We start from the raw sequence: 26554 nt of genomic DNA, 5'->3' as shown, positions 1-26554 counted from the left end.
GAGTGACGATGGACGATCTGAAGATTTTTATCGGCGGCCTGTGGCGACACGGCGGTGGCAACCCGATGCAGAGCCACTTCCCGGCAGATGGATCGATTAACGCGACGCTGAACGCCGCCAGCCTGGATGACCTGGAGGAGGCGGTAGACGCCGGAGAGCGCGCCTGGCGCGATCCCGCATGGCGTAACAGCCTGCCGCACATGCGCGCGACGATCCTGCACAAGGTGGCCGATCTGATTGAATCCCGCGTCGACGAACTGGCGAAGATGCAGAGCCGCGATAACGGCAAGCCGCTCGCGGAAGCGCGCGGGCTGGTGATGAGTGCGGCAGGGACGGCGCGCTACTTTGCCGCCGCCTGCGAGCTGCTGGAAGGGGAGCTCCCGACGCCACGCCAGCCGGATCTGCTGACCCTGAGCCGCTATGAACCGCTCGGCGTGGTGGCCGCCATTACGCCGTGGAACTCGCCGATTGCCAGCGAAATGCAAAAGGTTGCTCCGGCGATTGCCGCCGGAAATGCGGTGATATTGAAACCCGCTGAAGCCACACCGCTGATGGCGCTTGAGCTGGCGCGTATTTTTGAACAGGCCGGGCTGCCCGCCGGGCTGCTGAGCGTGCTGCCGGGTAAAGGCTCGGTGATTGGCGATGCGCTGGCGCGTCACCCTAAGGTGCGCAAAATCTCCTTTACCGGTGGCACCACTACGGGCCGCCATCTTGCACACGTGGCGGCGGAAAAGCTGATCCCGGCCTCGCTGGAGCTGGGCGGAAAATCCCCGACCATCGTGCTGGAAGACGCAGACATCGAGCAGGCCGCGCGCGGCATCTGCTACGGCATTTTCAGCTCGGCGGGGCAGGCGTGCATCGCCGGTTCACGGCTGTTCATACACGAGAGTATTTACGCGCCGCTGATGTCGCGGCTGCTGGAATTAACTCGCGGTCTGCGCGTAGGACACCCGTTTAACGACGGCGTTCATGTAGGACCGCTAATCAACGAGAAACATCGTCAGAGCGTGATCGAGTACGTCGAACTGGCGAAGCGTGAAGGGGGCCACGTGCTGTGCGGCGGCGAGAACCCCGCCGATCCCGCTCTGGCAAACGGCAGTTTCTTCCAGCCAACCATCATTGAAGGGCTGAGCAACGGCGCCCGCGCATGCCAGGAGGAGATCTTCGGCCCGGTACTGGTGGCGATGCCGTTTCGCGATGAAGCGGCGTTGATCCGCGAGGCCAACGATTCGGTGTACGGCCTGGCGGCGGGGATCTGGACGCGCGATACCGGACGCGCGCTGCGCCTGAGCGAACAGCTGGAGGCGGGCACGGTGTGGATCAACACCTATAAAGTCTTTGCGATTTCAACCCCGTTCGGGGGCTTTAAAGAGAGCGGTCTGGGCCGCGAGAAGGGCATTCAGGGGTTAAAAGCCTGGATGCAGCAAAAGAGCATTTATCTGGCGACGGGTAACAGCGTCAACCACTGGTGCGACTGAGAAAGGGTGAGCAATGAGCGAAATGATAACCGTCGGCGACGCCATCGCCAGAACGCTGGAGCAGTATCAGGTTGAGGCCATCTACGGCGTCATCTCTATTCACAACCTGCCGATCGCGGATGCGGTCGGGCAGCGCGGCAACATTCGCTTCGTGCCCGCGCGCGGCGAAGCGGGATCCGTGACCATGGCCGACGCCCACGGACGTTTTTCCGGCCTCGGCGTGGCGCTGACCAGCACCGGCGCGGGTGCGGGTAATGCGGTAGGCGCGCTGGTAGAAGCGATGAACGCCTGCTCGCCGCTGCTGCATTTAACCGGGCAGGTAGAAAAAGCCTGGCTGGACGCCGACACCGGGTTTATCCATGAGACTCGCGACCAGCTGACCTTTCTGAAGGCCAGTTCAAAACGGGCGTACCGGATCAGCAATGCGAATCAGGCGATAGCCATTCTGCATAAAGCCATCCAGGACGCGCAGACCCCGCCGTGCGGGCCGGTCTCGGTTGAAATCCCGATTGATATTCAGGGCGCCAAAATTCCGCTGTCACTGGTAACCGCTCCGATCAAACCGGTATCGGCTCCAGCCGTGGATACCGGAATGGTTGACGCGCTGTGGGCGCAGCTCAAACAGGCTAAGCAGCCGCTGCTGTGGCTGGGGGGCGGGGCGCTGGGTAGCGCTGACGCGGTGAAAACGCTGGCTGAAGCGGGCATCACCGTGATTTCCAGCACCCACGCACGCGGCGTGCTGCCGGACGACCATCGCGCCAGCCTGCGCGCGTTCCACAATTCGCCGTCGGTGGAAGCGCTGATTGCGCAGTGTGATTTTACGCTGGTGGCCGGTTCACGCCTGCGCAGCAACGAAACCCGATCCTGGACGCTGGAACTCCCGTCTCCGCGCGTGCAGATCGATATCGACCCCGCGGCAGCAAGCCGTAACTACCTGATGGATAACACGTTAATAGCCGATTGTTCCGCGTTGCTTGGCGCGCTGGCTGAAAAAGCCCAGGGCCGGGAATGGGGCAACGCCCAGTGGGACGCGCAGGTGCAGCAGGCGGTTGGGCAAGCTGAACAGGGTTTGCGCGAGCAGTGCGGCGTCTATGCGAAGCTTAACGACGCCATAGAAAAAGCCCTGCCGAAAGATGGCCTGCTGGTGCGTGATATAACCGTGTCCGGCAGCCTGTGGGGTAGCCGCCTGTTCAGGGCTAACGGTCCGCTGTTGAACATACACTCTCTCGCCGGGGCGATTGGTATGGGACTGCCGATGGCCATCGGCACCGCGATTGCCAACCCGCAGCGCAAGGTGGTAGGACTGGTGGGCGACGGCGGCCTGAGCCTCAATTTAGGCGAGCTGGCGACGCTGGCGCAGGAGAAAGCCAACGTGACGCTGCTCATCATGAACGACGGGGGTTACGGCGTAATGCGCGGCATTCAGGATAAATATTTTGGCGGACGGCAGTATTTTAACGCGCTGCATACGCCGGACTTTACCCTGCTGGCGCAGGCGATTGGCCTACAGGCCTGGAGCGTTGAACGGGCCGAGGATTTTGATGCAGTCATGACAGAGGCGCTGGCCATGCCGGGGCCGTCGGTAGTGGAGGTGCGGATGGGGCAGATTGGCGCCCTTAAGTTTGCCGGGCCGCCACAGAAAACGCTGTACTGATTGAGCCTTGTTGCCCGGTAGCGCAGCGCGCACCGGGCCGGAGTTCAGCTATTTAATTCCGTCTGCCGCCATGCGGTCTCGGATATGCTGCGCACGTTCAACGGAGGCCGGGTGATCGTCAAACATAGAGCTTTGACGACCTTCTTCCAGCTTCGCCAGTTTTTCGAAGCTGGTGGCTAACCCCGATGGATTGATGCCGCGTTTGCGCAACAGATCGTAAGAGTAGTCATCCGCTTCCGACTCCTGACGCTGGGAGAACTGGGAGTTCACCAGTTTCTCGCCCACATCGCCAAGCTGCGACTGGGACAGGCTGCCGACAATGCCGCCCGCTGAGGCTGCCGCGGCGCGCACGGCATTGGTGCCCAGCGCAACCTGCATCCCTTTCTTCACGTGGCCCAGAGCAACGTGACCCATTTCATGGCCGATCACCGCTTCCACTTCGTTGTCGGTCATCATGTCCATCAGGCCGCTGTAAACGCGGATACAGCCGTTCGCCATCGCAAAGGCGTTGACGTCTTTCGCCATGTACACCTTGTAGTTCACCGGCTGACCGTTAATGTTGTCCCCCAGCGCGGAAGCAATCTTGTTCAGACGCTGCGTGTAGGTGCTGTTTGCCGGGGCAAGCGTAGCTTTTCCATCCATATCCTTACAGGCCTCGTCGCTCAGCGCTTTGACCTGCGCATCGCTCAGTGAGTAGGCCTGAAAAGCTTCTGCGCCTGAGGTCATCAGGCCGTTAGAATCCATATTCTGACAGCCGCTTAGCAGGAGCGTTGTCCCCACAGCCAGCCCGATTGCACGCATTTTCATGATGTTGCTTCCGTACTCGTTAAACTGAATTAAATCCGAAAAATGCACCGTCAACGAAGCCGGTGTCGGGCTAAGTATAAGGAATATCTACCGCGGCGAGCGAGCAGATTGCGCAACATGCGAGCATGATCCAGAGATTTCTTAAGCTGCAAAAGAATGGTCCATGTACATGCCCTGCGGCTTGGGTTACATTGTTGGCACTTTTTTCCGGCGTAGCCCAAAACGCGCTGTCGTCAAGGGCATGGCCTTTAACAGTCCGATCTGGAGTTAAAATGTCCTCACGTAAAGAGCTTGCTAATGCTATTCGTGCGCTGAGCATGGACGCAGTACAGAAAGCCAAATCCGGCCACCCGGGTGCCCCTATGGGTATGGCTGATATCGCCGAAGTCCTGTGGCGTGATTTCCTTAACCACAACCCTCAGAACCCTGCATGGGCAGACCGCGACCGTTTCGTACTGTCTAACGGCCACGGCTCTATGCTGATCTACAGCCTGCTGCACCTCACCGGCTACGATCTGCCAATTGAAGAGCTGAAAAACTTCCGTCAACTGCACTCCAAAACTCCAGGTCACCCGGAAGTGGGCTACACCGCTGGCGTTGAAACCACCACCGGTCCGCTGGGTCAGGGCATCGCTAACGCTGTAGGTATGGCGATTGCAGAGAAGACCCTGGCGGCGCAGTTTAACCGTCCTGGCCACGACATCGTTGACCACTTCACCTACGCCTTCATGGGCGACGGCTGCATGATGGAAGGCATTTCTCACGAAGTGTGCTCCCTGGCAGGTACCCTGAAGCTGGGTAAACTGGTTGCGTTCTATGACGACAACGGCATCTCCATCGACGGTCACGTTGAAGGCTGGTTCACTGACGACACCGCCGCACGTTTCGAAGCCTACGGCTGGCACGTTGTGCGCGGCGTTGATGGCCACGATGCTGACTCGATTAAACGTGCAGTAGAAGAAGCGCGCGCCGTGACCGATAAACCGTCCCTGCTGATGTGCAAAACCATCATCGGCTTCGGTTCCCCGAACAAAGCGGGTACTCACGACTCACACGGCGCTCCACTGGGCGACGCGGAAATCGCACTGACCCGTGAAGCACTGGGCTGGAAACATCCTGCCTTCGAAATCCCGTCTGAAATCTATGCTCAGTGGGATGCAAAAGAAGTGGGCCAGGCGAAAGAAGCGGCCTGGAACGAGAAGTTCGCGGCTTACGCGAAAGCCTTCCCACAGGAAGCGGCTGAATTCACCCGTCGTATGAAAGGTGACATGCCGTCTGACTTCGACGCGAAAGCGAACGCGTTCATCGCGCAGTTGCAGGCGAACCCATCTAAGATCGCCAGCCGTAAAGCATCTCAGAATGCGATCGAAGCGTTTGGTCCTCTGCTTCCAGAATTCCTCGGCGGCTCCGCTGACCTGGCGCCATCTAACCTGACCCTGTGGTCTGGCTCTAAGCCAATCAATGAAGATACTGCCGGTAACTACATCCATTACGGTGTACGTGAATTCGGTATGACCGCGATTGCCAACGGTATCGCTCTGCACGGTGGTTTCCTGCCGTACACCTCTACCTTCCTGATGTTCGTAGAGTATGCACGTAACGCCGTGCGTATGGCTGCGCTGATGAAACAGCGTCAGGTGATGGTCTACACCCACGACTCCATCGGTCTGGGCGAAGATGGTCCAACTCACCAGCCGGTAGAGCAGGTGGCTTCCCTGCGTGTGACCCCGAACATGAGCACATGGCGTCCATGTGACCAGGTTGAATCTGCGGTGGCGTGGAAATATGGCGTTGAGCGTCAGGACGGTCCAACCGCGCTGATCCTCTCTCGTCAGAACCTGGCACAGCAGGAGCGTACTCCAGAGCAGCTGGCGAACATCGCGCGCGGTGGTTATGTGCTGAAAGATTGCGCAGGCCAGCCTGAGCTGATCTTCATCGCGACCGGTTCTGAAGTTGAACTGGCTGTAGCAGCATGGGAAAAACTGACTGCCGAAGGCGTGAAGGCGCGCGTGGTCTCCATGCCGTCTACCGATGCGTTCGATAAGCAGGATGCCGCGTACCGCGAATCTGTACTGCCTAAAGCGGTCTCCGCTCGCGTGGCAGTGGAAGCGGGTATCGCTGACTACTGGTTCAAATACGTTGGCCTGAACGGTGCTATCGTCGGTATGACCACTTTCGGTGAGTCTGCTCCAGCGGAACAGCTGTTTGAAGAGTTCGGCTTCACCGTTGAGAACGTTGTCGCTAAGGCGAAAGAACTGCTGTAACTGCTTGTACGGTGTGGGCGGATGCCCTCACCCCAACCCTCTCCCACGGGGAGAAGGTGCAAACACTAAAAACGGTAACCTTTGGGTTACCGTTTTGCTTTTACCTCGCCGGCATTATTCCACCGAAAATGTGACGCAAGTCATATAGCTCGCTTATACATCTGGACAAAGATTCCTTTTATTCCCCGATTCGCTTATTCTTGCTGAAGCGTTTCAGTCGATTAAATGTTCGACAATTGACCAATCAATCGCAGTTTGTGACAGCAAGGATTCCCCTTCGGGCGTCGCTGGATTACTCTTTCAGCGACCTCAAACTCAGGGATAGCTTTGCAGGAGATCTATGACCGTACGCGTAGCGATTAATGGCTTCGGTCGCATCGGGCGCAACGTGGTTCGTGCTTTATATGAATCCGGGCGTCGTGCGGAAATCACCGTGGTGGCAATCAATGAACTGGCGGATGCTGCGGGTATGGCGCATTTGTTGAAGTATGACACCAGCCACGGTCGCTTTGCCTGGGACGTTCGCCAGGAAAGGGAACAGCTATTTATCGGTGACGATGCTATCCGCGTACTACACGAGAACAGTATTGCAGGGCTGCCCTGGCGCGAACTGGGTGTGGATGTGGTATTGGATTGTACCGGCGTGTACGGTAACCGCGAACATGGCGAAGCGCATCTGAATGCTGGTGCGAAAAAAGTCTTGTTCTCACATCCAGGCAGTAATGACCTCGACGCCACCGTCGTGTTTGGCGTCAACCAGCACGAGCTGCAAGCTGAACACCGCATTGTCTCCAACGCCTCCTGCACCACCAACTGCATTATTCCGGTCATTAAACTGTTAGACGATGCGTATGGCATTGAATCCGGCACCGTGACGACGATTCACTCCGCCATGCACGATCAGCAGGTTATCGACGCCTATCATCCGGATTTACGACGCACTCGCGCGGCGAGCCAGTCTATCATTCCGGTGGATACGAAACTGGCTGCTGGCATTACCCGTATTTTCCCGCAGTTTAACGACCGTTTCGAAGCGATTGCCGTGCGCGTGCCGACGATAAACGTCACCGCAATCGATCTTAGCGTGACGGTGAAAAAACCGGTAAAAGCCTGTGAAGTCAACCTGTTGCTGCAAAAAGCGGCACTGGGAGCATTTCATGGTATAGTTGACTATACGGAATTACCGTTGGTCTCAGTAGATTTTAACCACGACCCGCACAGCGCCATCGTGGATGGCACGCAGACGCGAGTGAGTGGTGCACACCTCATCAAGACGCTGGTCTGGTGTGATAACGAATGGGGCTTTGCTAACCGAATGCTCGACACCACGTTAGCCATGGCCGCAAAAGGTTTCAGGTAGAGCGCACCTTGCGCTTGCAAAACTTTAAGAATCAACGAGAGGATTCACCATGTCTGTAATTAAGATGACCGATCTGGATCTGGCAGGTAAACGCGTTTTCATCCGTGCCGATCTGAACGTACCGGTTAAAGATGGCAAAGTGACCAGCGACGCGCGCATCCGTGCATCTCTGCCAACCATTGAACTGGCTCTGAAGCAGGGCGCTAAAGTGATGGTCACCTCCCACCTGGGCCGTCCAACTGAAGGCGAGTACAACGAAGAGTTCTCTCTGCTGCCGGTTGTTAATTACCTGAAAGACAAACTGTCCAGCCCGGTTCGCCTGGTGAAAGATTACCTGGACGGCGTGGAAGTTGCCGAAGGTGAGCTGGTTGTTCTGGAAAACGTTCGCTTTAACAAAGGCGAAAAGAAAGACGACGAAACTCTGTCCAAAAAATACGCTGCGCTGTGCGACGTATTCGTAATGGATGCCTTTGGTACGGCGCACCGTGCTCAGGCATCTACGCACGGTATCGGTAAATTCGCAGACGTCGCCTGTGCAGGTCCTCTGCTGGCTGATGAACTGGAAGCGCTGGGCAAAGCGCTGAAAGAACCTGCTCGTCCAATGGTCGCTATCGTGGGCGGCTCTAAAGTGTCTACCAAACTGACCGTACTGGATTCCCTGTCCAAAATCGCTGACCAGCTGATTGTTGGCGGTGGTATCGCGAACACCTTCGTTGCTGCGCAAGGCCACAACGTCGGTAAATCCCTGTACGAAGCGGATCTGGTTGACGAAGCCAAACGTCTGCTGGGTACCTGTGACATCCCGGTTCCAACTGACGTTCGCGTGGCAACCGAGTTCTCCGAAACCGCTACCGCAACCCTGAAATCTGTTAACGACATCAAAGATGAAGAGCAGATCCTGGACCTGGGCGATGTTTCTGCACAGAAACTGGCTGAAATCCTGAAAAACGCAAAAACTATCCTGTGGAACGGTCCTGTCGGCGTGTTCGAATTCCCGAACTTCCGCAAAGGGACTGAAATCGTGGCTAACGCTATCGCAGACAGCGAAGCGTTCTCTATCGCAGGCGGTGGTGACACCCTGGCAGCAATCGATCTGTTCGGTATCGCTGACAAAATCTCCTACATCTCCACTGGTGGCGGCGCATTCCTCGAATTCGTGGAAGGTAAAGTCCTGCCAGCAGTAGCAATGCTCGAAGAGCGCGCTAAGCAGTAAGCCATTCAGGGGCAGGGAAACCTGCCCAATTTTCAGCGCGCTTATCAGAGCTCGCACCTTTTCTAACGGCCGAAGATACAGGACTAAGCAACATGTCTAAAATTTTTGATTTCGTAAAACCTGGCGTTATCACTGGTGATGACGTACAGAAAGTGTTCCAGGTAGCTAAAGAAAACAACTTCGCTCTGCCAGCAGTTAACTGCGTAGGTACCGACTCCATCAACGCCGTACTGGAAACCGCTGCAAAAGTTAAAGCACCGGTTATCGTTCAGTTCTCTAACGGCGGCGCTGCGTTCATCGCCGGTAAAGGCGTGAAAACTGACATTCCTCAGGGCGCTGCTATCCTGGGTGCTATCTCTGGCGCACATCACGTTCACCAGATGGCTGAGCACTACGGTGTTCCGGTTATCCTGCACACTGACCACTGCGCGAAAAAACTGCTGCCATGGATCGACGGTCTGCTGGACGCGGGTGAAAAACACTTCGCAGCAACCGGTAAGCCACTGTTCTCTTCTCACATGATCGACCTGTCCGAAGAGTCTCTGGAAGAAAACATCGAGATCTGCTCTAAGTACCTGGCGCGTATGTCCAAAATGGGCATGACCCTGGAAATCGAACTGGGTTGCACCGGCGGTGAAGAAGACGGTGTGGACAACAGCCACATGGACGCTTCTGCACTGTACACTCAGCCAGAAGACGTTGATTACGCTTACACCGAGCTGAGCAAAATCAGCCCACGCTTCACCATCGCAGCGTCCTTCGGTAACGTACACGGCGTATACAAACCAGGTAACGTGGTTCTGACCCCGACCATCCTGCGTGATTCTCAGGAATACGTGTCCAAAAAACACAACCTGCCGCACAACAGCCTGAACTTCGTCTTCCACGGCGGTTCCGGTTCTTCTGCTCAGGAAATCAAAGACTCCGTCAGCTACGGCGTAGTGAAAATGAACATCGATACCGACACCCAGTGGGCAACCTGGGACGGTATCCTTCAGTACTACAAAGCGAACGAAGCTTACCTGCAAGGCCAGCTGGGCAACCCGAAAGGCGAAGACCAGCCGAACAAGAAATACTACGATCCACGCGTATGGCTGCGCGCTGCACAGACGTCCATGGTGACTCGTCTGGAGCAGGCATTCAAAGAACTGAACGCGATCGATGTTCTGTAATTTGTGCTGCTGAAAGCACATCAGAAGGCCCGCAAATGCGGGCCTTTTTTATGTTTTTTCAATATCCTGCAAGACCTGATTTTGTGATCTGTTTGGCATTAACCGCTCTTTTTGTTTACCCTTTACTGACCTGCCTGTCCCCTTAAGGGATGGATTTTTGTATTTGGTTTAGCAAAAGGAAGAATAAATGGAACAACTTGATGTTGTAGACAGCATCAACAATGCGGGTAACTGGCTGGTGCGCAACCAGGCACTGTTGCTGAGCTACGCCGTGAATATTGTTGCCGCTATTGCCATCATCATTGTCGGGATGATCGTGGCGCGTATTGTATCGAATGCTGTCAACCGGGTGATGGTCGCACGACACATTGACGCCACGGTCGCCGACTTCCTCTCCGCGCTGGTGCGTTACGGCATCATCGCCTTTACGCTGATTGCGGCGCTGGGGCGTGTAGGCGTGCAGACGGCATCCGTTATCGCTGTGCTCGGTGCTGCCGGTCTGGCCATTGGTCTTGCATTGCAGGGTTCGCTTTCAAACCTGGCGGCGGGCGTTCTGCTGGTGACCTTCCGTCCATTCCGTTCCGGTGAATACGTGGATTTAGGGGGGATCGCCGGTACCGTGTTACAGGTACAGATTTTCTCTACCACCCTGCGTACCGTCGATGGTCGTATTGTGGTGGTGCCGAACGGGAAAATCATTGCGGGCAATATCATCAACTTCTCCCGCGAGCCGGTGCGTCGTAACGAGCTGATTATCAGCGTGGCGTACGATTCCGATATCGACCAGGTGAAATCGCTGATCGCTAACATCATTGATTCTGACGACCGCATTCTGAAGGACCGCGAGCAGACCGTTCGTCTGAACGAGCTGGGCGCGTCATCCATTAATTTTGTGGTACGCATCTGGAGCAAAAGCAGCGATCTGCAAAACGTTTACTGGGACGTGCTGGAGCGCATCAAGCGTGACTTCGATGCCAACGGCATCAGCTTCCCGTACCCGCAGATGGACGTAAACGTCAAAAACGTCAAAGAAGCAGAGTAACTTCACCAGTAAGCCCGGTAAGCGATAGCGCCACCGGGCTTTTTTGTTATTAGTCTCACTAATCCCCGATTAATATTATCCATTTCCTCTAATGACATTCCCGCAGTATAGTCTGCCTCCAGGACAACTCTTCGAGAATTACGTCATGTTATCTTATTATTTTCAAGGGCTTGCGTTAGGCACGGCTATGATCCTCCCCCTTGGTCCACAAAATGCGTTCGTGATGAACCAGGGCATTCGCCGCCAGTACCACCTGATGATTGCCCTGCTGTGCGCGGTGAGCGATCTGCTGCTGATTTGCGCCGGGATTTTTGGCGGCAGCGCGCTGTTGATGCAGTCGCCGTGGCTGCTGGCGCTGGTTACCTGGGGCGGCGTAGCGTTTCTGCTGTGGTACGGGTTTGGCGCCCTGAAAACGGCCATGAGCAGCAATCTTGAGCTGGCGAGCGCCGACGTGATGAAGCAGGGACGCTGGAAGATTATTGTCACCATGCTCGCTGTGACGTGGCTTAACCCGCACGTTTATCTTGATACGTTCGTGGTGCTCGGCAGCCTGGGTGGACAGCTTGACGTTGAGCCTAAACGCTGGTTTGCGCTCGGCACGGTCAGCGCCTCCTTCCTCTGGTTCTTTGGCCTTGCGATCCTGGCGGCGTGGCTGGCGCCACGACTGCGTACCGCCAAAGCGCAGCGCATCATCAATACGCTGGTTGGGCTGGTGATGTGGTTTATTGCCTTTCAGTTAGCGAAAGAGGGCATTTATCATGTACAGGGTTTGTTCAACTAAGCGTTGTCTTATGGACATATGAACAAGACCCGCTAAGCTTGCTGGCATGAGCCCTGTTGTTGGGCACTCTTCGCAACATGGAGGAATGACAGTGAAGTTTAAAGTGATGGCCCTGGCGGCATTAGTAAGTTTTGGTGCGGTGTCGGTGCAGGCGAATGAACTGCCAAACGGCCCGCACATTGTCACTTCAGGCACTGCAAGTGTGGATGCGGTACCGGATGTTGCAACCCTGGCAATTGAAGTGAACGTGGCGGCGAAAGATGCTGCTTCCGCCAAGAAACAGGCAGACGATCGTGTTGCGCAATACCTCTCTTTCCTGGAACAGAACGGTGTCGCGAAAAAAGACATCAGCTCTGCGAACCTGCGTACCCAACCGGATTACGACTACCAGAACGGCAAAAGTATCCTGAAAGGCTATCGCGCCGTGCGTACTGTGGAAGTGACCGTGCGCCAGCTTGATAAGCTCAACGGATTGCTGGACGGTGCGCTGAAGGCAGGGCTGAACGAAATTCGTTCCGTCTCGCTGGGCGTTGCGCAACCGGAGAAATATAAAGACGAAGCGCGTAAAGCGGCGATTGATGATGCCATTCATCAGGCGCAGCAGCTGGCGTCCGGCTTCAAGAGCAAGCTCGGCCCGGTTTACAGCGTGCGTTACCACGTCTCTAACTATCAGCCAAGCCCGATGGTGCGGATGATGAAGGCTGACGCGGCCCCGGTTTCTGCTCAGGAAACTTACGAGCAGCCGACCATTCAGTTCGACGATCAGGTTGATGTGGTGTTCCAGCTGGAGCCAACTCAAACTCAGCAAACTGAGGCGGCTAAGGCGCAGTAATTTGCCCTCACCCTAACCCTCTCCCACAGGGAGAGGGAATTTAAGCGATTAATCCTGCCTCAATACCTTGTGCCCAAACGCCAGCAGCGCGTCGGTGACGTTGCGCATCATGCGGCTTTCCGGCGCAAAACGGTGCCAGTACAGCATACGGCGCTGATACAACCCCGGGGTTAAATCAATCAGCTCACCGCTTTTTAACTCTTTCTCAATCTGCAAATGCGGGATCATGCAGCAGGTCGTTCCCTGACGTGCGAGCTGCACAAAGGCTTCGGACGAGTTAACGATATGACACGGTACGCTGCCCGGCGGCAGATCGAAGTTTTGTTGCAGGAAGGCCTGATGCATATCGTCCAGATGGTCGAACGCGACGGCAGGGGCTTTCAGCAGCGCGGCACGGGTCACGCCGTTCGGGAAGTAGCGCTCGGCAAAGGCTTTTGAACCGACAAACAGGTAATCCAGCGCGCCCAGCTGATCCACCAGGCAGCTTGGCAGCGCCTGTGGCTGAATACTGACTGCCCCAACCACTTCACCGCGACGCAGGCGTTCCTGGGTACGGGTTTCATCTTCCACCTGGAGGTTCAGCCGGATAGGGGAGTCAGCTAATACCGGCGCAAGGGCTGGCAGTAACCAGGTTGCCAGACTGTCGGCGTTGACCGCCAGAGAGAGCAACAGCGGCGTGGAGCCCGTTTGTTCGTCCCCCAGCCATTCGTCTTCCAGCAGTTCAACCTGGCGCAGCAGGGCGAGGAGCTTTTGCCCTTGCTCCGTTGGGCGAGGCGGCACGGTACGCACCAGCAGCGGCTGCCCGAACATGTTTTCAAGCTGTTTGATACGCTGTGATACGGCGGACTGGGTGATGCACAGCTTTTGCGCCGCGCGCTCAAAACCGCGTTCACGAATAACTGCATCAAGTGCCTGTAGTGTTCTGTAGTCCGGACGTTTCATTGCTCTGGCTGACTCCTTAATTTTGCTTAATCTGCACTATGACACAATTTTCCCTTTGTGGCAGACGAAATCCATTCGACGTGTTCTATAATGCGCCCTGAGTTTTCACACCACAGGCAAAACGATCATGACGCAGGATGAACTGAAAAAAGCAGTAGGATGGGCCGCTCTCCAGTACGTACAGCCGGGTACCATTGTCGGTGTTGGTACGGGGTCGACGGCGGCACACTTTATCGATGCGCTGGGCACGATGAAGGGGCAGATCGAGGGCGCGGTTTCCAGCTCTGATGCTTCCACGGAAAAGCTGAAAAGCCTCGGCATTACCGTTTTCGATCTTAACGAAGTGGATCGTCTGGGGATTTACGTTGATGGCGCGGATGAAATCAACGGCCATATGCAGATGATCAAAGGCGGCGGCGCGGCGCTGACCCGCGAAAAAATCATCGCTTCCGTGGCGGATAAGTTTATCTGCATCGCGGACGCCTCCAAGCAGGTCGACATTCTGGGGAATTTCCCGCTGCCGGTCGAAGTGATCCCGATGGCGCGCAGCGCAGTTGCCCGTCAGCTGGTCAAGCTGGGCGGTCGTCCGGAATATCGTCAGGGTGTGGTGACCGATAACGGCAACGTGATCCTCGACGTTCACGGCCTTGAGATCCTCGATGCCATTGCGCTGGAAAATGCGATCAACGGCATTCCAGGCGTCGTTACCGTAGGGTTATTTGCCAACCGTGGCGCGGATGTGGCGCTGATTGGCACCGCTGACGGCGTGAAAACCATCGTAAAATGATCTGACGGGGGGAGCGCTCCCCCCGCTAAAAAATTTTTGAAAAGCTAAATTCGGTGACTTGTGTCACGTTTTTCCACCTCTTTTGCCGATCCTGCCACGTTTATAAATTTCCTTAGCATTTTGCTCTGCCATTTTGCTCTGTATGACTTTTCTTCAGAGTGCCGACGCAAACGTTCATATTGCTGCAATAGTTTTTTTTGATATGTTGGCTAGAGCGGATTTCAATCCAGCACAACATCAGTTCAGATAAAAAACAGGGTCGGGTAAATGGCAAAGGTATCACTGGAGAAAGACAAGATTAAATTCCTGCTGGTCGAGGGCGTGCATCAGAAAGCAATCGATAGCCTTCGCGCGGCGGGTTACACCAACATCGAATTTCACAAAGGCGCGCTCGATACCGAAGAGCTGAAAGCGTCCATCCGTGATGCCCATTTCATTGGCCTGCGATCCCGTACCCAACTGACCGAAGACGTTATTGCCGCGGCGGAAAAGCTGGTTGCCATTGGCTGTTTCTGCATCGGTACCAACCAGGTTGATCTGAATGCTGCCGCCAAACGCGGTATCCCGGTGTTCAACGCCCCCTTCTCCAACACCCGTTCCGTGGCGGAGCTGGTGATTGGCGAATTACTGCTGCTGCTGCGCGGTATCCCGGAGGCAAACGCTAAAGCGCACCGCGGCGTATGGAATAAACTGGCTGCGGGCTCATACGAAGCGCGCGGTAAAAAACTGGGTATCATCGGCTATGGCCACATCGGTACTCAGTTGGGGATTCTGGCAGAATCTCTGGGGATGCATGTTTACTTTTACGATATCGAAAGCAAGCTGCCGTTGGGGAATGCGACGCAGGTGCAACATCTCTCTGACCTGCTGAACATGAGCGACGTGGTAAGCCTGCACGTACCGGAAAATGCGTCCACCAAAAATATGATGGGTGCGGAAGAGCTGGCACTGATGAAGCCGGGCTCACTGCTGATCAACGCCGCGCGCGGTACTGTGGTTGACATCCCCGCGCTGTGCGATGCTCTGAAGCGTAAGCATCTGGCGGGGGCGGCCATCGACGTATTCCCGACGGAGCCTGCCACCAACAGCGATCCGTTTAACTCTCCGCTGTGCGAGTTCGACAACGTGATCCTGACGCCGCACATCGGCGGTTCAACCCAGGAAGCGCAGGAAAATATCGGCCTGGAAGTGGCGGGTAAGCTGAGCAAATACTCCGACAACGGTTCCACGCTCTCGGCGGTGAACTTCCCGGAGGTGTCTCTGCCGCTACACGGTGGACGTCGTCTGCTGCACATTCACGAAAACCGTCCGGGCGTGCTGACGGCTATCAACCAAATCTTTGCCGAGCAGAGCGTCAACATTGCTGCCCAGTATCTGCAAACCAACTCGCAGATGGGTTACGTGGTCATTGATATCGAAGCAGATGAAGATGTTGCCGAAAAAGCGCTACAGAGCATGAAGACCATTCCGGGGACGATTCGCGCGCGTCTGTTGTACTGATGCTGCGAGGTAAATGCAAAACGGTAACGATAGTTACCGTTTTTTATATTTTCACCCTCTCCCTGTGGAGAGGGGTGGGATGAGGGCATCAGGCTGCACGCCTGTTTCACCACTCCCACAACGTCGATGGCGTCACTACCGCCGGCAACGGCACATCCCATTTCTCCACGGGCAACGCCTCCACGCCCTGACAATCATGCGCGTAACCCACCGGCTGCAACCCGTACTGCTGCCAGTTTTGCAGCGTCCGGTCGTAAAAACCGCCGCCCATTCCTAAACGCTGGCCCTGTTCATCAAACGCCACCAGCGGCGTAACCAGTACGTCCAGCTGTGAAAGCGGGAGCACGTCGCGAACGTCGAGCTTCGGCTCGGTAATTTTCAGACGATTTACCACCAGCTCGCTGTGCGGATGGTAGTGAAGAAACAGGAGATTGCCTTTGCTAAACGGATGAAGTACCGGCAGATAAACTTTCTTCCCGGCGCGCCAGAGCTGGTCTATCAGCGGCTGGGTATCCAGCTCGCCGTCAAATGACAAAAACAGTGCAACGGTGTGCGCCATCACGACAGGGGGATACGCCATCATGCGGGCGGCGGCCTGTTGGGCAAACTGTGCCTGTTGCCCGGCGCTTAAGGCGCGACGACGCTGGCGAATAAGCTGACGGATGTCATGGCGTGAAGCAGAAACTTCAGGGAATTGAGTCATGGTAGTCGGTAGAAGAAGAGAGAGGGAATCTCCGAGATGCCGCCGCAGGCTGTAACCCTTGAACCCTTGGTTCAAGGTGAATGTGTCGTCATAGTTTTAAGGCTTCTCGGACGAACCGAGCATGCTCACCAACCATGGAGCGCCACATTCTTGTGGTATGAAATATCGGCTCAGGGGACTGGCCCGCTTGCGAACATCTCAGAGAAATTTTGTCTTCACAGTTACTCTACCATAGTCAACTGCGAAGTGTTATTCAAACTTTGGTCCCGGTCTTTCGGGATTGCGACCTTGATCAAGCAATGCCTGTTCAATGGTCTGCTGGAGCATTTTAATGCGCTGCTCCATGCTAGCCGCGTAGTCGCGGGTCTTCGCTTTTTCCTGAGTCAGTTCATAGCTGATGTTCAACGCGGCGATGAAAACCAGCTGCTCAGTATTTGTGACTCTAGTGCGTTCTTTAAGATCTTGCAACCGCTGATTCAAATCGTCCGCAGCCTGATTCAAAGCATCCCTTTGTTCAGGTGGACAATTCACTCGCAGTGAACGGCCAAAAATCTGGAGATCGACGGGTTGTGCAGACATGCCACCTTCCTGCTGATTGACTGCGCTACCTTCGCTTACTGCCCCGGGGGCTGCGAAGGGGCGACACTATAGCTACCCTGATGTGAAGATACAAGCCCTTTTCTGGTGTCACCAGGGTCCAAAGTGGTAGCATATCATGAATATCCTCCCTTTGATGACGAATGCGTATGTCTATACAGAACGAAATGCCTGGTTACAAGGATTTAAACCAGTTACTGAACCAGCAGGGAGTCGGTTTAACCCCTGCCGAAATGCACGGTCTGATCGGTGGCATACTGTGCGGCGGAAACAGCGACAGCTCATGGCAGCCGCTGATCCACGACCTCACCAACGAAGGGCTGGCGTTTGGCCACGAACTGGCGGAAGCGCTGCGTAAAATGCACGCCGCAACCAGCGATTCCCTGGAAGACGATGGCTTTCTTTTTCAGCTTTATCTGCCTGAAGGCGACGATGTCAGCGTCTTCGATCGCGCCGATGCGCTCGCGGGTTGGGTAAACCACTATCTGCTTGGCCTGGGCGTTACTCAGCCTAAGCTTGATAAAGTGACCGGCGAAGCGGGTGAAGCGATCGACGATCTGCGTAACATTGCCCAGCTCGGCTACGATGAAGACGAAGATCAGGAAGAGCTGGAGATGTCTCTCGAAGAGATCATCGAGTACGTGCGCGTGGCGGCGCTGCTGTGCCACGACCACTTTACGCGCTCGCAACCGACCGCGCCGGAAGTTCGTAAGCCTACATTACATTAAGAAAAATAACGCACAGGAGGGTGTCATGGTTATCTCCAGTCAAGAGTATTCTCGCCGCCGTCAGGCTCTGTTGGCAAAAATGCAGCCGGGAAGCGCTGCCCTGATTTTTGCCGCGCCGGAAGTGACGCGCAGCGCCGACAGCGAATATCCCTATCGCCAGAACAGTGATTTCTGGTACTTCACCGGGTTTAACGAGCCGGAAGCGGTACTGGTGCTGATTAAAAGCAATGACACCCATAACCACAGCGTGATTTTCAACCGCGTGCGCGATCTGACGGCTGAAATCTGGTTTGGCCGCCGCTTAGGACAAGAGGCTGCACCGGAAAAGCTGGGCGTTGACCGTGCGCTGGCCTTCAGTGAAATCAACCAGCAGCTTTATCAGCTGCTGAACGGCCTGGACGTGCTCTACCACGCGCAGGGCGAATATGCGTATGCGGATGAGATTGTTTTCACCGCGCTGGACAAGCTGCGTAAAGGTTCGCGCCAGAACCTGACTGCGCCCGCAACGCTCACGGACTGGCGTCCGGTGGTGCATGAGATGCGCCTGTTCAAGTCTGAAGAAGAACTCAACGTGCTGCGCCGTGCGGGCGAAATCAGTGCCCTGGCGCATACCCGCGCAATGGAAAAGTGTCGTCCCGGCATGTTCGAGTACCAGCTTGAAGGGGAAATCCACCACGAATTTAACCGTCACGGCGCGCGCTTCCCGTCCTATAACACTATCGTGGGCGGCGGAGAAAACGGCTGTATCCTGCACTACACCGAAAACGAAAGTGAACTGCGCGATGGCGATTTGGTGCTGATTGACGCTGGCTGTGAATATCAGGGTTACGCGGGCGACATCACCCGCACCTTTCCGGTGAACGGCAAGTTCACGCCTGCTCAGCGAGAAATCTATGACATCGTACTTGAGTCTCTGGAGACCGCGCTGACGCTGTTCCGCCCGGGAATCTCCATTCAGGACGTCACGGGCGAGGTCGTGCGCATCATGATTACCGGGCTGGTGAAGCTTGGCATTCTGAAAGGCGAGGTGGACACGCTGATTGCTGAAAACGCCCATCGCCCTTACTTTATGCACGGCCTGAGCCACTGGCTGGGGCTGGATGTGCATGACGTGGGTGCATACGGCGCGGAGCGTTCGCGCGTGCTGGAACCGGGCATGGTGCTGACCGTCGAACCGGGACTGTACATCGCGCCGGATGCCGACGTGCCCGAACAGTACCGCGGGATCGGCATTCGTATTGAAGATGACATCGTCATTACCGAAACCGGTAACGAAAACCTGACCGCGACCGTGGTGAAAAAAGCCGACGACATCGAGGCGCTGATGGCGGCGGCACGCGGATGAGCGTAATCATCGTTGGCGGAGGCATGACCGGCGCTACTCTGGCGCTGGCTATTTCGCAGTTAACTCAGGGCCAGCTTCCGGTGCATCTGGTTGAGGCGGTCGCGCCACAGGCGGCCGATCATCCCGGTTTCGACGCGCGCGCCATCGCGCTTGCGCAGGGAACCTGTCAGCAGCTTGCGCGTATTGGGATCTGGCAGGCGATAGCAGATTGCGCGACGGCCATTGGTACCGTTCACGTCAGCGATCGCGGGCACGCCGGGTTTGTGACGCTGGATGCCCACGATTACCGGATCGAGGCGCTGGGGCAGGTTGTTGAGCTGCATGACGTGGGGCTGCGGCTGTTCCGTCTGTTACAGGATGCGCCTGGCGTCACGCTGCACTGCCCGGCGCGGGTCGGCAGCTTTAGCCGCCGTGATGAGGCCGTCAGCGTGACGCTGGACAACGGCACCACGCTGGAGGGGCAACTGCTGGTGGCGGCAGATGGTTCACGCTCGGCGATCGCCACGCAGTGCGGCGTTGAATGGCGCTCTGAACCCTATGGTCAGGCGGCGGTCATCGCCAACGTCTCTACGGCTGGCGCGCATAACGGCAGGGCATTTGAGCGCTTCACCGAGCACGGCCCGCTGGCCATGCTGCCGATGTCGAACGGGCGCTGCTCGCTGGTGTGGTGCCATGCGCAGGATCGAGCCGATGAGGTTCTCTCCTGGTCCGACGAACGTTTTTGTTCCGAGCTGCAAAAGGCCTTCGGCTGGCGGCTTGGGCGTATCACCCACGCCGGAAAACGCGTGGCCTATCCGCTCGCGCTGACGACCGCATCGCAGACGGTCTCCCACCGCGTCGCCCTGGTCGGCAACGCCGCGCAGACGCTGCACCCCATCGCCGGACAAGGCTTTAACCTTGGCCTGCGCGACGTGATGAGCCTGGCTGAGCTTCTGGCGCAGACGTGGAGCGAGCAGCAGGATTGTGGTGCATATTCAGTGCTGTGCCATTACCAGAAACGACGCCAGGCGGACAAAGCGGCGACCATTGGCGTCACCGACGGTTTAGTCCACCTGTTTGCCAATCGCTGGGCACCGCTGGTTGCGGGCCGCAACCTTGGGCTGATGGCGATGGAACTGTTCATTCCGGCACGTGACGTGCTGGCGCAGCGGACCCTGGGTTGGGTCGCGCGTTAAGGAGTTATCACCGTGCAAAATGTTGATGTCGCCATTGTAGGCGGCGGAATGGTAGGACTGGCGCTGGCCTGTGGTTTACAGGGCAGTGGTCTGCGCGTGGCCGTGCTTGAGCAAAAAGCGCCGGAGCCTGTGGCGCAGGATGCACCGCCGGAACTGCGCGTCTCGGCGATCAATGCCGCCAGCGAAAAGCTACTGACGCACCTTGGCGTCTGGTCTGAAATCGTGGCGCAGCGTGCCAGCTGCTATCACGGGATGGAAGTGTGGGACAAAGACAGCTTTGGCCATATTGCGTTTGACGATGAAAGCATGGGCTACAGTCACCTCGGACACATCGTTGAAAACGCGGTGATCCACCACGCGCTGTGGCGCAAAGCGCAGCAGTGTAGCGACGTCACGCTGATTGCCCCCGCGAAGCTTCAGCAGGTGGCGTGGGGGGAAAACGACGCGTTTATCACCCTTGAGAGCGGCGACATGCTGACCGCGCGTCTGGTGGTGGGGGCCGACGGCGCCAATTCCTGGCTGCGTAACAAAGCGGATATTCCGCTGACCTTCTGGGATTACCGCCATCACGCGTTGGTGGCCACGATCCGCACCGAAGAGCCGCACGGCGGCGTGGCGCGTCAGATTTTCCACAACGACGGTATTCTGGCCTTCCTGCCGCTTGCCGATCCGCATCTTTGCTCCATCGTCTGGTCCTTAGAGCCGGAGAAAGCGCAGCAGATGCAGGAGGCGACGCCGGACGCCTTCAATCAGTCGCTATGCGTAGCGTTTGATAACCGTCTGGGATTATGCTCACTGGAAAGCGAACGCCAGACGTTTCCGTTAACCGGTCGCTACGCGCGTCAGTTTGCGGCGCACCGTCTGGCGCTGGTGGGCGATGCGGCACATACTATTCATCCGCTGGCCGGTCAGGGGGTGAACCTCGGTTTTATGGACGCGGCGGAGCTGGTTGAAGAACTGCGTCGTCTGCATCGTGAAGGCAAAGACATTGGTCAGCATTTGTATCTGCGTCGCTACGAGCGCAGCCGCAAGCACAGTGCGGCGATGATGCTTGCAGGCATGCAGGGCTTCCGCGAGCTGTTTGCCGGGGCAAATCCGGCGAAAAAACTGCTGCGTGATATTGGGCTCAAGCTCGCCGATACCCTTCCTGGCGTCAAACCTCAACTCCTGCGTCAGGCGATGGGTCTTAACGACCTGCCGGACTGGCTGAAATAAAATAGACCCCCGTCACACTTTCTTTTCCCGGCCTCTGTGCCGGGAAAAGTCCCTCGTTTGAAATATTCTAATTTCACGTCATTTTTCGCATTAGATAATCTAATGTCATGATTTTTATGTGACGGAAAATCGGCCCGTTTTTCCGCATGAAATATCACCATCTGCTAAATCCTGTTAGATCATTGTTAACTTTGTGCGGGGTTAATCGCATTTTTCCAGTGAATAACTCTGTAGGCTTTTCAGCGTTTTTTGGTCATAAGCTAATGTGATGACCCGTTTTAACTTATGGTTAACCGCCGATTTCGGTGGTAAGTTCAGGTAAAAGAGAACGTTTGCGTCGGCCCCCGCTCGCGAGGCCGACACCGGGTTTCACGGTGAATTTTTCAACGAGGAAAAGATGGCTCAACAGACTCCTTTGTACGAACAGCACGTGTTATGCGGCGCCCGCATGGTGGACTTCCACGGCTGGATGATGCCGCTGCACTACGGCTCGCAGATTGATGAGCACCACGCGGTGCGCACCGATGCCGGTATGTTCGACGTGTCTCACATGACGATTGTCGATCTGCGCGGTAGCCGCACCCGGGAGTTTTTACGTTATCTGCTGGCAAACGACGTCGCGAAGCTGAAGACACCGGGGAAAGCGCTCTATACCGGTATGCTGAACGCCTCGGGTGGCGTGATTGATGACCTCATCGTCTACTACTTCACCGAAGATTTCTTCCGCCTCGTTGTAAACTCCGCCACCCGCGAAAAAGACCTCTCCTGGATCACCCAACACGCCGAACCTTATGCCATCGACATCACCGTCCGTGACGATCTGTCGCTGATTGCCGTGCAGGGGCCAAACGCCCAGGCGAAAGCCGCGTCTCTGTTCAGCGACGAGCAGCGCAGAGCCACCGAGGGCATGAAGCCGTTCTTCGGCGTGCAGGCGGGCGATCTGTTTATTGCCACGACCGGCTATACCGGCGAAGCGGGCTATGAAATTGCGATGCCAAACGAAAAGGCCGCTGATTTCTGGCGTGCGCTGGTGGAGGCGGGCGTGAAGCCTGCGGGCCTGGGCGCGCGCGATACGCTGCGTCTGGAAGCGGGGATGAACCTCTACGGTCAGGAGATGGACGAAGGCGTCTCTCCGCTGGCGGCCAACATGGGCTGGACCATCGCGTGGGAACCCGCTGACCGTGATTTTATAGGCCGTGAAGCGCTGGAGATGCAGCGTGAGAAGGGCACTGAACAGCTGGTTGGACTGGTGATGAAGGAAAAAGGCGTTCTGCGCGGCGAGCTGCCGGTGCGCTTCACCGATGCCGACGGCAATCATCGCGAAGGCGTGATCACCAGCGGAACGTTCTCCCCGACGCTCGGCTACAGTATTGCCCTGGCACGCGTGCCGGCGGGCATTGGCGAAACGGCGGTGGTGCAGATCCGCAACCGTGAAATGCCGGTCAACGTGACCAAACCGATTTTTGTTCGCGCCGGTAAGCCGGTCGCCTAACTCTTTTTATCAGGAGAAATTTTATGAGCAATGTGCCAGCAGAACTGAAATACAGCAAAGAACACGAGTGGCTGCGCAAAGAGGCGGACGGCACTTACACCGTAGGGATCACCGAGCACGCGCAGGAGCTGCTGGGCGACATGGTGTTTGTTGATCTGCCGGAAGTGGGCGCAACCGTGAGCGCAGGCGACGACTGTGCGGTGGCGGAATCCGTGAAAGCGGCCTCTGACATCTACGCCCCGGTGAGCGGTGAAATTGTTGCCGTGAACGACGCGCTCAGCGACTCCCCGGAACTGGTGAACAGCGAGCCTTATGAAGGTGGCTGGATCTTCAAGATCAAAGCCAGCGACGAAGCGCAGGTTGCCGCGCTGCTGGATGCCACCGCGTACGAAGCATTACTGGAAGACGAATAACCGTTTTTCTCCCTCTCCCTTTGGGAGAGGGCCGGGGTGAGGGTACCCATTTTCCCCTCACCCTAACCCTCTCCCGGAGGGGAGGGAACTTAAATTCACTGCACGTTTCAGGAACCATCGCTCATGACACAGACTTTAAGCCAGCTTGAAAACCGTGGCGCCTTCATTGAACGTCACATTGGGCCGGATGCTCAGCAACAGCAGGAGATGCTGAAAACGGTTGGCGCGGATTCATTAAACGCACTGATCGGCCAGATCGTGCCAAAAGACATCCAGCTTGCCACGGCGCCGCAGGTAGGCGAGTCCACCACGGAATTCGCCGCACTGGCGGAGCTGAAGGCCATTGCTGGCCTCAACAAGCGCTATAAGTCTTACATTGGCATGGGCTACACCAACGTGCAGTTACCGCCGGTGATCCTGCGCAACATGCTGGAAAACCCGGGCTGGTACACCGCTTATACCCCTTATCAGCCAGAAGTTTCCCAGGGCCGACTGGAAGCGCTGCTGAACTTCCAGCAGGTGACGCTGGATCTGACCGGTATGGACATTGCTTCCGCCTCTCTGCTGGATGAAGCCACCGCCGCCGCCGAAGCGATGGCGATGGCGAAGCGCGTGAGCAAGCTGAAAAACGCTAACCGCTTCTTTGTCGCGGCGGACGTGCATCCGCAGACGCTGGACGTGGTGCGCACCCGTGCGGAAACCTTCGGCTTTGAGGTGATTGTCGACGACGCTGATAAGGTGCTGGATCACCAGGACGTCTTCGGCGTGCTGTTGCAGCAGGTAGGCACCACCGGAGAAGTGCACGACTACAGCGCACTGATCGCCGAGCTGAAATCCCGTAAGGTTATTGTTAGCGTCGCCGCTGATTTTATGGCGCTGGTGCTGCTGACGGCGCCAGGTAAACAGGGCGCGGACATTGTCTTCGGCTCGGCCCAGCGCTTCGGCGTGCCGATGGGCTACGGTGGCCCGCACGCGGCGTTCTTTGGCGCGAAAGATGAATTTAAACGTTCCATGCCAGGCCGTATTATCGGCGTATCGAAAGATGCCGCCGGTAACACCGCGCTGCGCATGGCGATGCAGACCCGCGAGCAGCATATCCGCCGCGAGAAAGCGAACTCGAACATTTGTACCTCGCAGGTACTGCTGGCTAACATTGCCAGCCTGTACGCGGTGTTCCACGGTCCGGCTGGCCTGAAGCGCATTGCCAGCCGCATCCACCGTCTGGCCGATATCCTGGCCTGCGGTCTGCAACGGAAAGGCCTCAGGCAGCGTCATGAGCACTACTTCGACACCCTGTGCGTTGAGGTGGCAGACAAAGCCGACGTGCTGGCGTGCGCCGAGGCTGCGCAAATTAACCTGCGTAGCGACATCCATAATGCGGTCGGCATTACGTTAGACGAAAGCACCACCCGTGACGATATCCTGAACCTGTTCAACGTATTACTGGGTGACGCACACGGTCTGGACGTTGATACGCTCGACAAAGAGGTTGCGCTCGACAGCCGCTCGATTCAGGAAAGTATGCTGCGCGATGACGCGATCCTGACTCACCCGGTATTCAACCGCTACCACAGCGAAACCGAGATGATGCGCTATATGCACTCTCTGGAGCGCAAAGATCTGGCGCTGAACCAGGCGATGATCCCGCTGGGCTCTTGCACCATGAAGCTGAACGCCGCGGCTGAGATGATCCCAATTACCTGGCCTGAATTCTCCGAGCTGCATCCGTTCTGCCCGGCTGAGCAGGCGGAAGGCTATCACATGATGATTAACCAGCTCTCCGACTGGCTGGTGAAGCTGACCGGGTACGACGCGCTCTGCATGCAGCCGAACTCCGGTGCGCAGGGTGAATACGCCGGTCTGCTGGCGATCCGTCACTATCACGAAAGCCGCAACGAAGGCCACCGTGATATCTGTCTGATCCCAAGCTCTGCCCACGGTACCAACCCGGCTTCTGCTCAGATGGCTGGAATGGAAGTGGTAGTTGTGGCGTGTGACAAAAACGGCAACATCGATTTGGCCGACCTGCGCGCCAAAGCCGAGCAGGCGGGCGATAAACTCTCCTGCATCATGGTGACCTACCCGTCCACTCACGGGGTGTACGAAGAAACTATTCGTGAAGTGTGTGAGGTGGTGCATCAGTTCGGCGGTCAGGTTTACCTCGACGGCGCGAACATGAACGCTCAGGTGGGCATCACCTCACCGGGCTTTATCGGCGCGGACGTGTCGCACCTGAACCTGCATAAAACGTTCTGCATTCCGCACGGCGGTGGCGGCCCGGGTATGGGCCCAATCGGCGTGAAAGCGCACCTGGCGCCGTTTGTGCCGGGCCACAGCGTGGTGCAGATTGAAGGCATGCTGACCCGTCAGGGCGCGGTATCTGCGGCACCGTTCGGCAGCGCCTCTATCCTGCCAATCAGCTGGATGTACATCCGCATGATGGGCGCGGAAGGGCTGAAGCAGGCCAGCCAGGTGGCGATCCTCAACGCTAACTACATCGCAACGCGTCTTAAGGATGCCTATCCGGTGCTCTACACCGGCCGCGACGGTCGTGTAGCGCACGAATGCATTCTCGATATTCGTCCTCTGAAAGAAGAGACGGGCATCAGCGAGCTGGATATTGCCAAGCGCCTGATCGACTACGGTTTCCATGCACCAACCATGTCCTTCCCGGTAGCGGGAACGCTGATGGTTGAGCCGACCGAGTCTGAAAGCAAGGTGGAGCTGGACCGCTTTATCGACGCGATGCTGGCGATCCGCAGCGAAATCGACCGCGTGAAAGGCGGGGAGTGGACGCTGGAAGATAACCCACTGGTTAACGCGCCGCATACCCAGAACGAGCTGGTGGCAGAGTGGAACCACGGTTATACCCGCGAGCTGGCTGTCTTCCCGGCAGGCGTGGCAAACAAATACTGGCCAACTGTGAAACGTCTTGATGATGTTTACGGCGACCGTAACCTGTTCTGCTCCTGCGTGCCGATGAGCGAATACCAGTAACGTTGTTCCTGTAGTAACGTAGGCCGGGTAAGGCGAAGCCGCCACCCGGCTTTTTTA

The 26554-nt window shown here is 56.8% G+C and carries 22 protein-coding genes and 1 other RNA gene; 18 read left to right on the top strand and 5 right to left on the bottom strand.

Annotation, left to right across the window (positions count from 1 at the left end; all coding sequences use genetic code 11):
• The first annotated feature begins 8 nt into the window (after positions 1-8).
• Positions 9-1478, top strand: a complete 1470-nt coding sequence (locus G6Q29_RS15155) for an aldehyde dehydrogenase (protein WP_165466267.1) — start codon at positions 9-11, stop codon at positions 1476-1478.
• A gap of 13 nt (positions 1479-1491) precedes the next feature.
• A complete protein-coding gene (locus G6Q29_RS15150) occupies positions 1492-3132 on the top strand; it encodes a thiamine pyrophosphate-binding protein (protein ID WP_165466266.1) in 1641 nt (546 codons plus the stop codon).
• 48 nt (positions 3133-3180) lie between these two features.
• Here the strand turns inward: G6Q29_RS15150 and G6Q29_RS15145 are convergent, their stop codons facing one another.
• Positions 3181-3939 carry a M48 family metallopeptidase gene (locus tag G6Q29_RS15145; protein ID WP_003860073.1) on the bottom strand — a complete coding sequence of 253 codons (759 nt, stop codon included), beginning with the start codon at positions 3937-3939 and terminating at the stop codon, positions 3181-3183.
• Between the two features lie 272 nt (positions 3940-4211).
• Here G6Q29_RS15145 and tkt point away from each other — a divergent pair, with 272 nt between their 5' ends.
• The 7 genes from tkt (at position 4212) to G6Q29_RS15110 (ending at position 12603) form a co-directional block, all read left to right on the top strand.
• A complete protein-coding gene (tkt, locus tag G6Q29_RS15140) occupies positions 4212-6203 on the top strand; it encodes a transketolase (protein ID WP_165466265.1) in 1992 nt (663 codons plus the stop codon).
• 340 nt (positions 6204-6543) lie between these two features.
• Complete coding sequence (gene epd, locus G6Q29_RS15135; protein WP_165466264.1) at positions 6544-7563, top strand: erythrose-4-phosphate dehydrogenase; 1020 nt, start codon at positions 6544-6546, stop codon at positions 7561-7563.
• A 49-nt stretch (positions 7564-7612) separates the two neighbouring features.
• Positions 7613-8776 (top strand): phosphoglycerate kinase, encoded by a 1164-nt coding sequence (gene pgk, locus G6Q29_RS15130; protein WP_165466263.1) that lies wholly within the window; start codon positions 7613-7615, stop codon positions 8774-8776.
• 92 nt (positions 8777-8868) lie between these two features.
• A complete protein-coding gene (fbaA, locus tag G6Q29_RS15125; protein WP_013098634.1) occupies positions 8869-9948 on the top strand; it encodes a class II fructose-bisphosphate aldolase in 1080 nt (359 codons plus the stop codon).
• A 187-nt stretch (positions 9949-10135) separates the two neighbouring features.
• Entirely contained in the window at positions 10136-10990 is an 855-nt protein-coding gene (gene mscS, locus G6Q29_RS15120; RefSeq protein ID WP_165466262.1) for a small-conductance mechanosensitive channel MscS, read from the top strand.
• 145 nt (positions 10991-11135) lie between these two features.
• Positions 11136-11771 (top strand): arginine exporter ArgO, encoded by a 636-nt coding sequence (gene argO / locus G6Q29_RS15115; protein ID WP_165466261.1) that lies wholly within the window; start codon positions 11136-11138, stop codon positions 11769-11771.
• 91 nt (positions 11772-11862) lie between these two features.
• A complete protein-coding gene (locus G6Q29_RS15110; protein ID WP_165466260.1) occupies positions 11863-12603 on the top strand; it encodes an oxidative stress defense protein in 741 nt (246 codons plus the stop codon).
• A gap of 48 nt (positions 12604-12651) precedes the next feature.
• On the opposite strand, the gene argP is transcribed toward G6Q29_RS15110, so the two are convergent.
• Entirely contained in the window at positions 12652-13545 is an 894-nt protein-coding gene (gene argP / locus G6Q29_RS15105; RefSeq protein WP_003860089.1) for a DNA-binding transcriptional regulator ArgP, read from the bottom strand.
• A gap of 127 nt (positions 13546-13672) precedes the next feature.
• Between argP and rpiA the strand changes: the two genes are divergently transcribed.
• Entirely contained in the window at positions 13673-14332 is a 660-nt protein-coding gene (gene rpiA / locus G6Q29_RS15100; RefSeq protein WP_003860091.1) for a ribose-5-phosphate isomerase RpiA, read from the top strand.
• Positions 14333-14599: 267 nt separating this feature from the next.
• Complete coding sequence (gene serA / locus G6Q29_RS15095; RefSeq protein ID WP_165466259.1) at positions 14600-15832, top strand: phosphoglycerate dehydrogenase; 1233 nt, start codon at positions 14600-14602, stop codon at positions 15830-15832.
• Positions 15833-15938: 106 nt separating this feature from the next.
• Here the strand turns inward: serA and G6Q29_RS15090 are convergent, their stop codons facing one another.
• The 3 genes from G6Q29_RS15090 to zapA all read right to left on the bottom strand — a co-directional run bounded on the left by G6Q29_RS15090 (position 15939) and on the right by zapA (position 17114).
• Complete coding sequence (locus G6Q29_RS15090) at positions 15939-16535, bottom strand: 5-formyltetrahydrofolate cyclo-ligase (RefSeq protein ID WP_165466258.1); 597 nt, start codon at positions 16533-16535, stop codon at positions 15939-15941.
• A 24-nt stretch (positions 16536-16559) separates the two neighbouring features.
• Positions 16560-16743, bottom strand: a non-coding RNA gene (ssrS, locus tag G6Q29_RS15085) — 6S RNA.
• A 41-nt stretch (positions 16744-16784) separates the two neighbouring features.
• Complete coding sequence (zapA, locus tag G6Q29_RS15080) at positions 16785-17114, bottom strand: cell division protein ZapA (protein WP_006811891.1); 330 nt, start codon at positions 17112-17114, stop codon at positions 16785-16787.
• A gap of 167 nt (positions 17115-17281) precedes the next feature.
• Here zapA and G6Q29_RS15075 point away from each other — a divergent pair, with 167 nt between their 5' ends.
• The 7 genes from G6Q29_RS15075 (at position 17282) to gcvP (ending at position 26497) form a co-directional block, all read left to right on the top strand.
• Entirely contained in the window at positions 17282-17860 is a 579-nt protein-coding gene (locus G6Q29_RS15075) for a YecA family protein (protein WP_165466257.1), read from the top strand.
• A gap of 31 nt (positions 17861-17891) precedes the next feature.
• Positions 17892-19205, top strand: coding sequence for a Xaa-Pro aminopeptidase (pepP, locus tag G6Q29_RS15070; RefSeq protein ID WP_165466320.1), 1314 nt, complete (start codon positions 17892-17894; stop codon positions 19203-19205).
• The gene (gene ubiH / locus G6Q29_RS15065; RefSeq protein ID WP_165466256.1) at positions 19202-20380 is read left to right on the top strand and encodes a 2-octaprenyl-6-methoxyphenyl hydroxylase; all 1179 of its coding nucleotides are present in this window, start codon (positions 19202-19204) and stop codon (positions 20378-20380) included. Before pepP ends, ubiH begins: the two co-directional genes overlap by 4 nt.
• 12 nt (positions 20381-20392) lie before the next feature.
• A complete protein-coding gene (ubiI, locus tag G6Q29_RS15060; RefSeq protein WP_165466255.1) occupies positions 20393-21595 on the top strand; it encodes an FAD-dependent 2-octaprenylphenol hydroxylase in 1203 nt (400 codons plus the stop codon).
• Positions 21596-21992: 397 nt separating this feature from the next.
• A complete protein-coding gene (gene gcvT, locus G6Q29_RS15055) occupies positions 21993-23087 on the top strand; it encodes a glycine cleavage system aminomethyltransferase GcvT (protein ID WP_165466254.1) in 1095 nt (364 codons plus the stop codon).
• Positions 23088-23110: 23 nt separating this feature from the next.
• A complete protein-coding gene (gene gcvH / locus G6Q29_RS15050) occupies positions 23111-23500 on the top strand; it encodes a glycine cleavage system protein GcvH (RefSeq protein ID WP_006811885.1) in 390 nt (129 codons plus the stop codon).
• A gap of 123 nt (positions 23501-23623) precedes the next feature.
• A complete protein-coding gene (gene gcvP, locus G6Q29_RS15045; RefSeq protein ID WP_165466253.1) occupies positions 23624-26497 on the top strand; it encodes an aminomethyl-transferring glycine dehydrogenase in 2874 nt (957 codons plus the stop codon).
• Positions 26498-26554 lie beyond the last annotated feature (57 nt).

This window comes from Enterobacter cloacae (assembly GCF_011078175.1).
Taxonomy (GTDB): domain Bacteria; phylum Pseudomonadota; class Gammaproteobacteria; order Enterobacterales; family Enterobacteriaceae; genus Enterobacter; species Enterobacter cloacae_Q.
This window is presented reverse-complemented; position numbering and strand designations above follow the sequence as displayed.

Bases quoted from the DNA above. Each gene is read 5' to 3' on its own strand.
- G6Q29_RS15155 (WP_165466267.1), top strand. From the start codon at position 9: ATGGACGATCTGAAGATTTTTATCGGCGGCCTGTGGCGACACGGCGGT.
- G6Q29_RS15150 (WP_165466266.1), top strand. From the start codon at position 1,492: ATGAGCGAAATGATAACCGTCGGCGACGCCATCGCCAGAACGCTGGAG.
- G6Q29_RS15145 (WP_003860073.1), bottom strand. From the start codon at position 3,939: ATGAAAATGCGTGCAATCGGGCTGGCTGTGGGGACAACGCTCCTGCTA.
- tkt (WP_165466265.1), top strand. From the start codon at position 4,212: ATGTCCTCACGTAAAGAGCTTGCTAATGCTATTCGTGCGCTGAGCATG.
- epd (WP_165466264.1), top strand. From the start codon at position 6,544: ATGACCGTACGCGTAGCGATTAATGGCTTCGGTCGCATCGGGCGCAAC.
- pgk (WP_165466263.1), top strand. From the start codon at position 7,613: ATGTCTGTAATTAAGATGACCGATCTGGATCTGGCAGGTAAACGCGTT.
- fbaA (WP_013098634.1), top strand. From the start codon at position 8,869: ATGTCTAAAATTTTTGATTTCGTAAAACCTGGCGTTATCACTGGTGAT.
- mscS (WP_165466262.1), top strand. From the start codon at position 10,136: ATGGAACAACTTGATGTTGTAGACAGCATCAACAATGCGGGTAACTGG.
- argO (WP_165466261.1), top strand. From the start codon at position 11,136: ATGTTATCTTATTATTTTCAAGGGCTTGCGTTAGGCACGGCTATGATC.
- argP (WP_003860089.1), bottom strand. From the start codon at position 13,545: ATGAAACGTCCGGACTACAGAACACTACAGGCACTTGATGCAGTTATT.
- rpiA (WP_003860091.1), top strand. From the start codon at position 13,673: ATGACGCAGGATGAACTGAAAAAAGCAGTAGGATGGGCCGCTCTCCAG.
- serA (WP_165466259.1), top strand. From the start codon at position 14,600: ATGGCAAAGGTATCACTGGAGAAAGACAAGATTAAATTCCTGCTGGTC.
- G6Q29_RS15090 (WP_165466258.1), bottom strand. From the start codon at position 16,535: ATGACTCAATTCCCTGAAGTTTCTGCTTCACGCCATGACATCCGTCAG.
- zapA (WP_006811891.1), bottom strand. From the start codon at position 17,114: ATGTCTGCACAACCCGTCGATCTCCAGATTTTTGGCCGTTCACTGCGA.
- G6Q29_RS15075 (WP_165466257.1), top strand. From the start codon at position 17,282: ATGTCTATACAGAACGAAATGCCTGGTTACAAGGATTTAAACCAGTTA.
- ubiH (WP_165466256.1), top strand. From the start codon at position 19,202: ATGAGCGTAATCATCGTTGGCGGAGGCATGACCGGCGCTACTCTGGCG.
- gcvT (WP_165466254.1), top strand. From the start codon at position 21,993: ATGGCTCAACAGACTCCTTTGTACGAACAGCACGTGTTATGCGGCGCC.
- gcvH (WP_006811885.1), top strand. From the start codon at position 23,111: ATGAGCAATGTGCCAGCAGAACTGAAATACAGCAAAGAACACGAGTGG.
- gcvP (WP_165466253.1), top strand. From the start codon at position 23,624: ATGACACAGACTTTAAGCCAGCTTGAAAACCGTGGCGCCTTCATTGAA.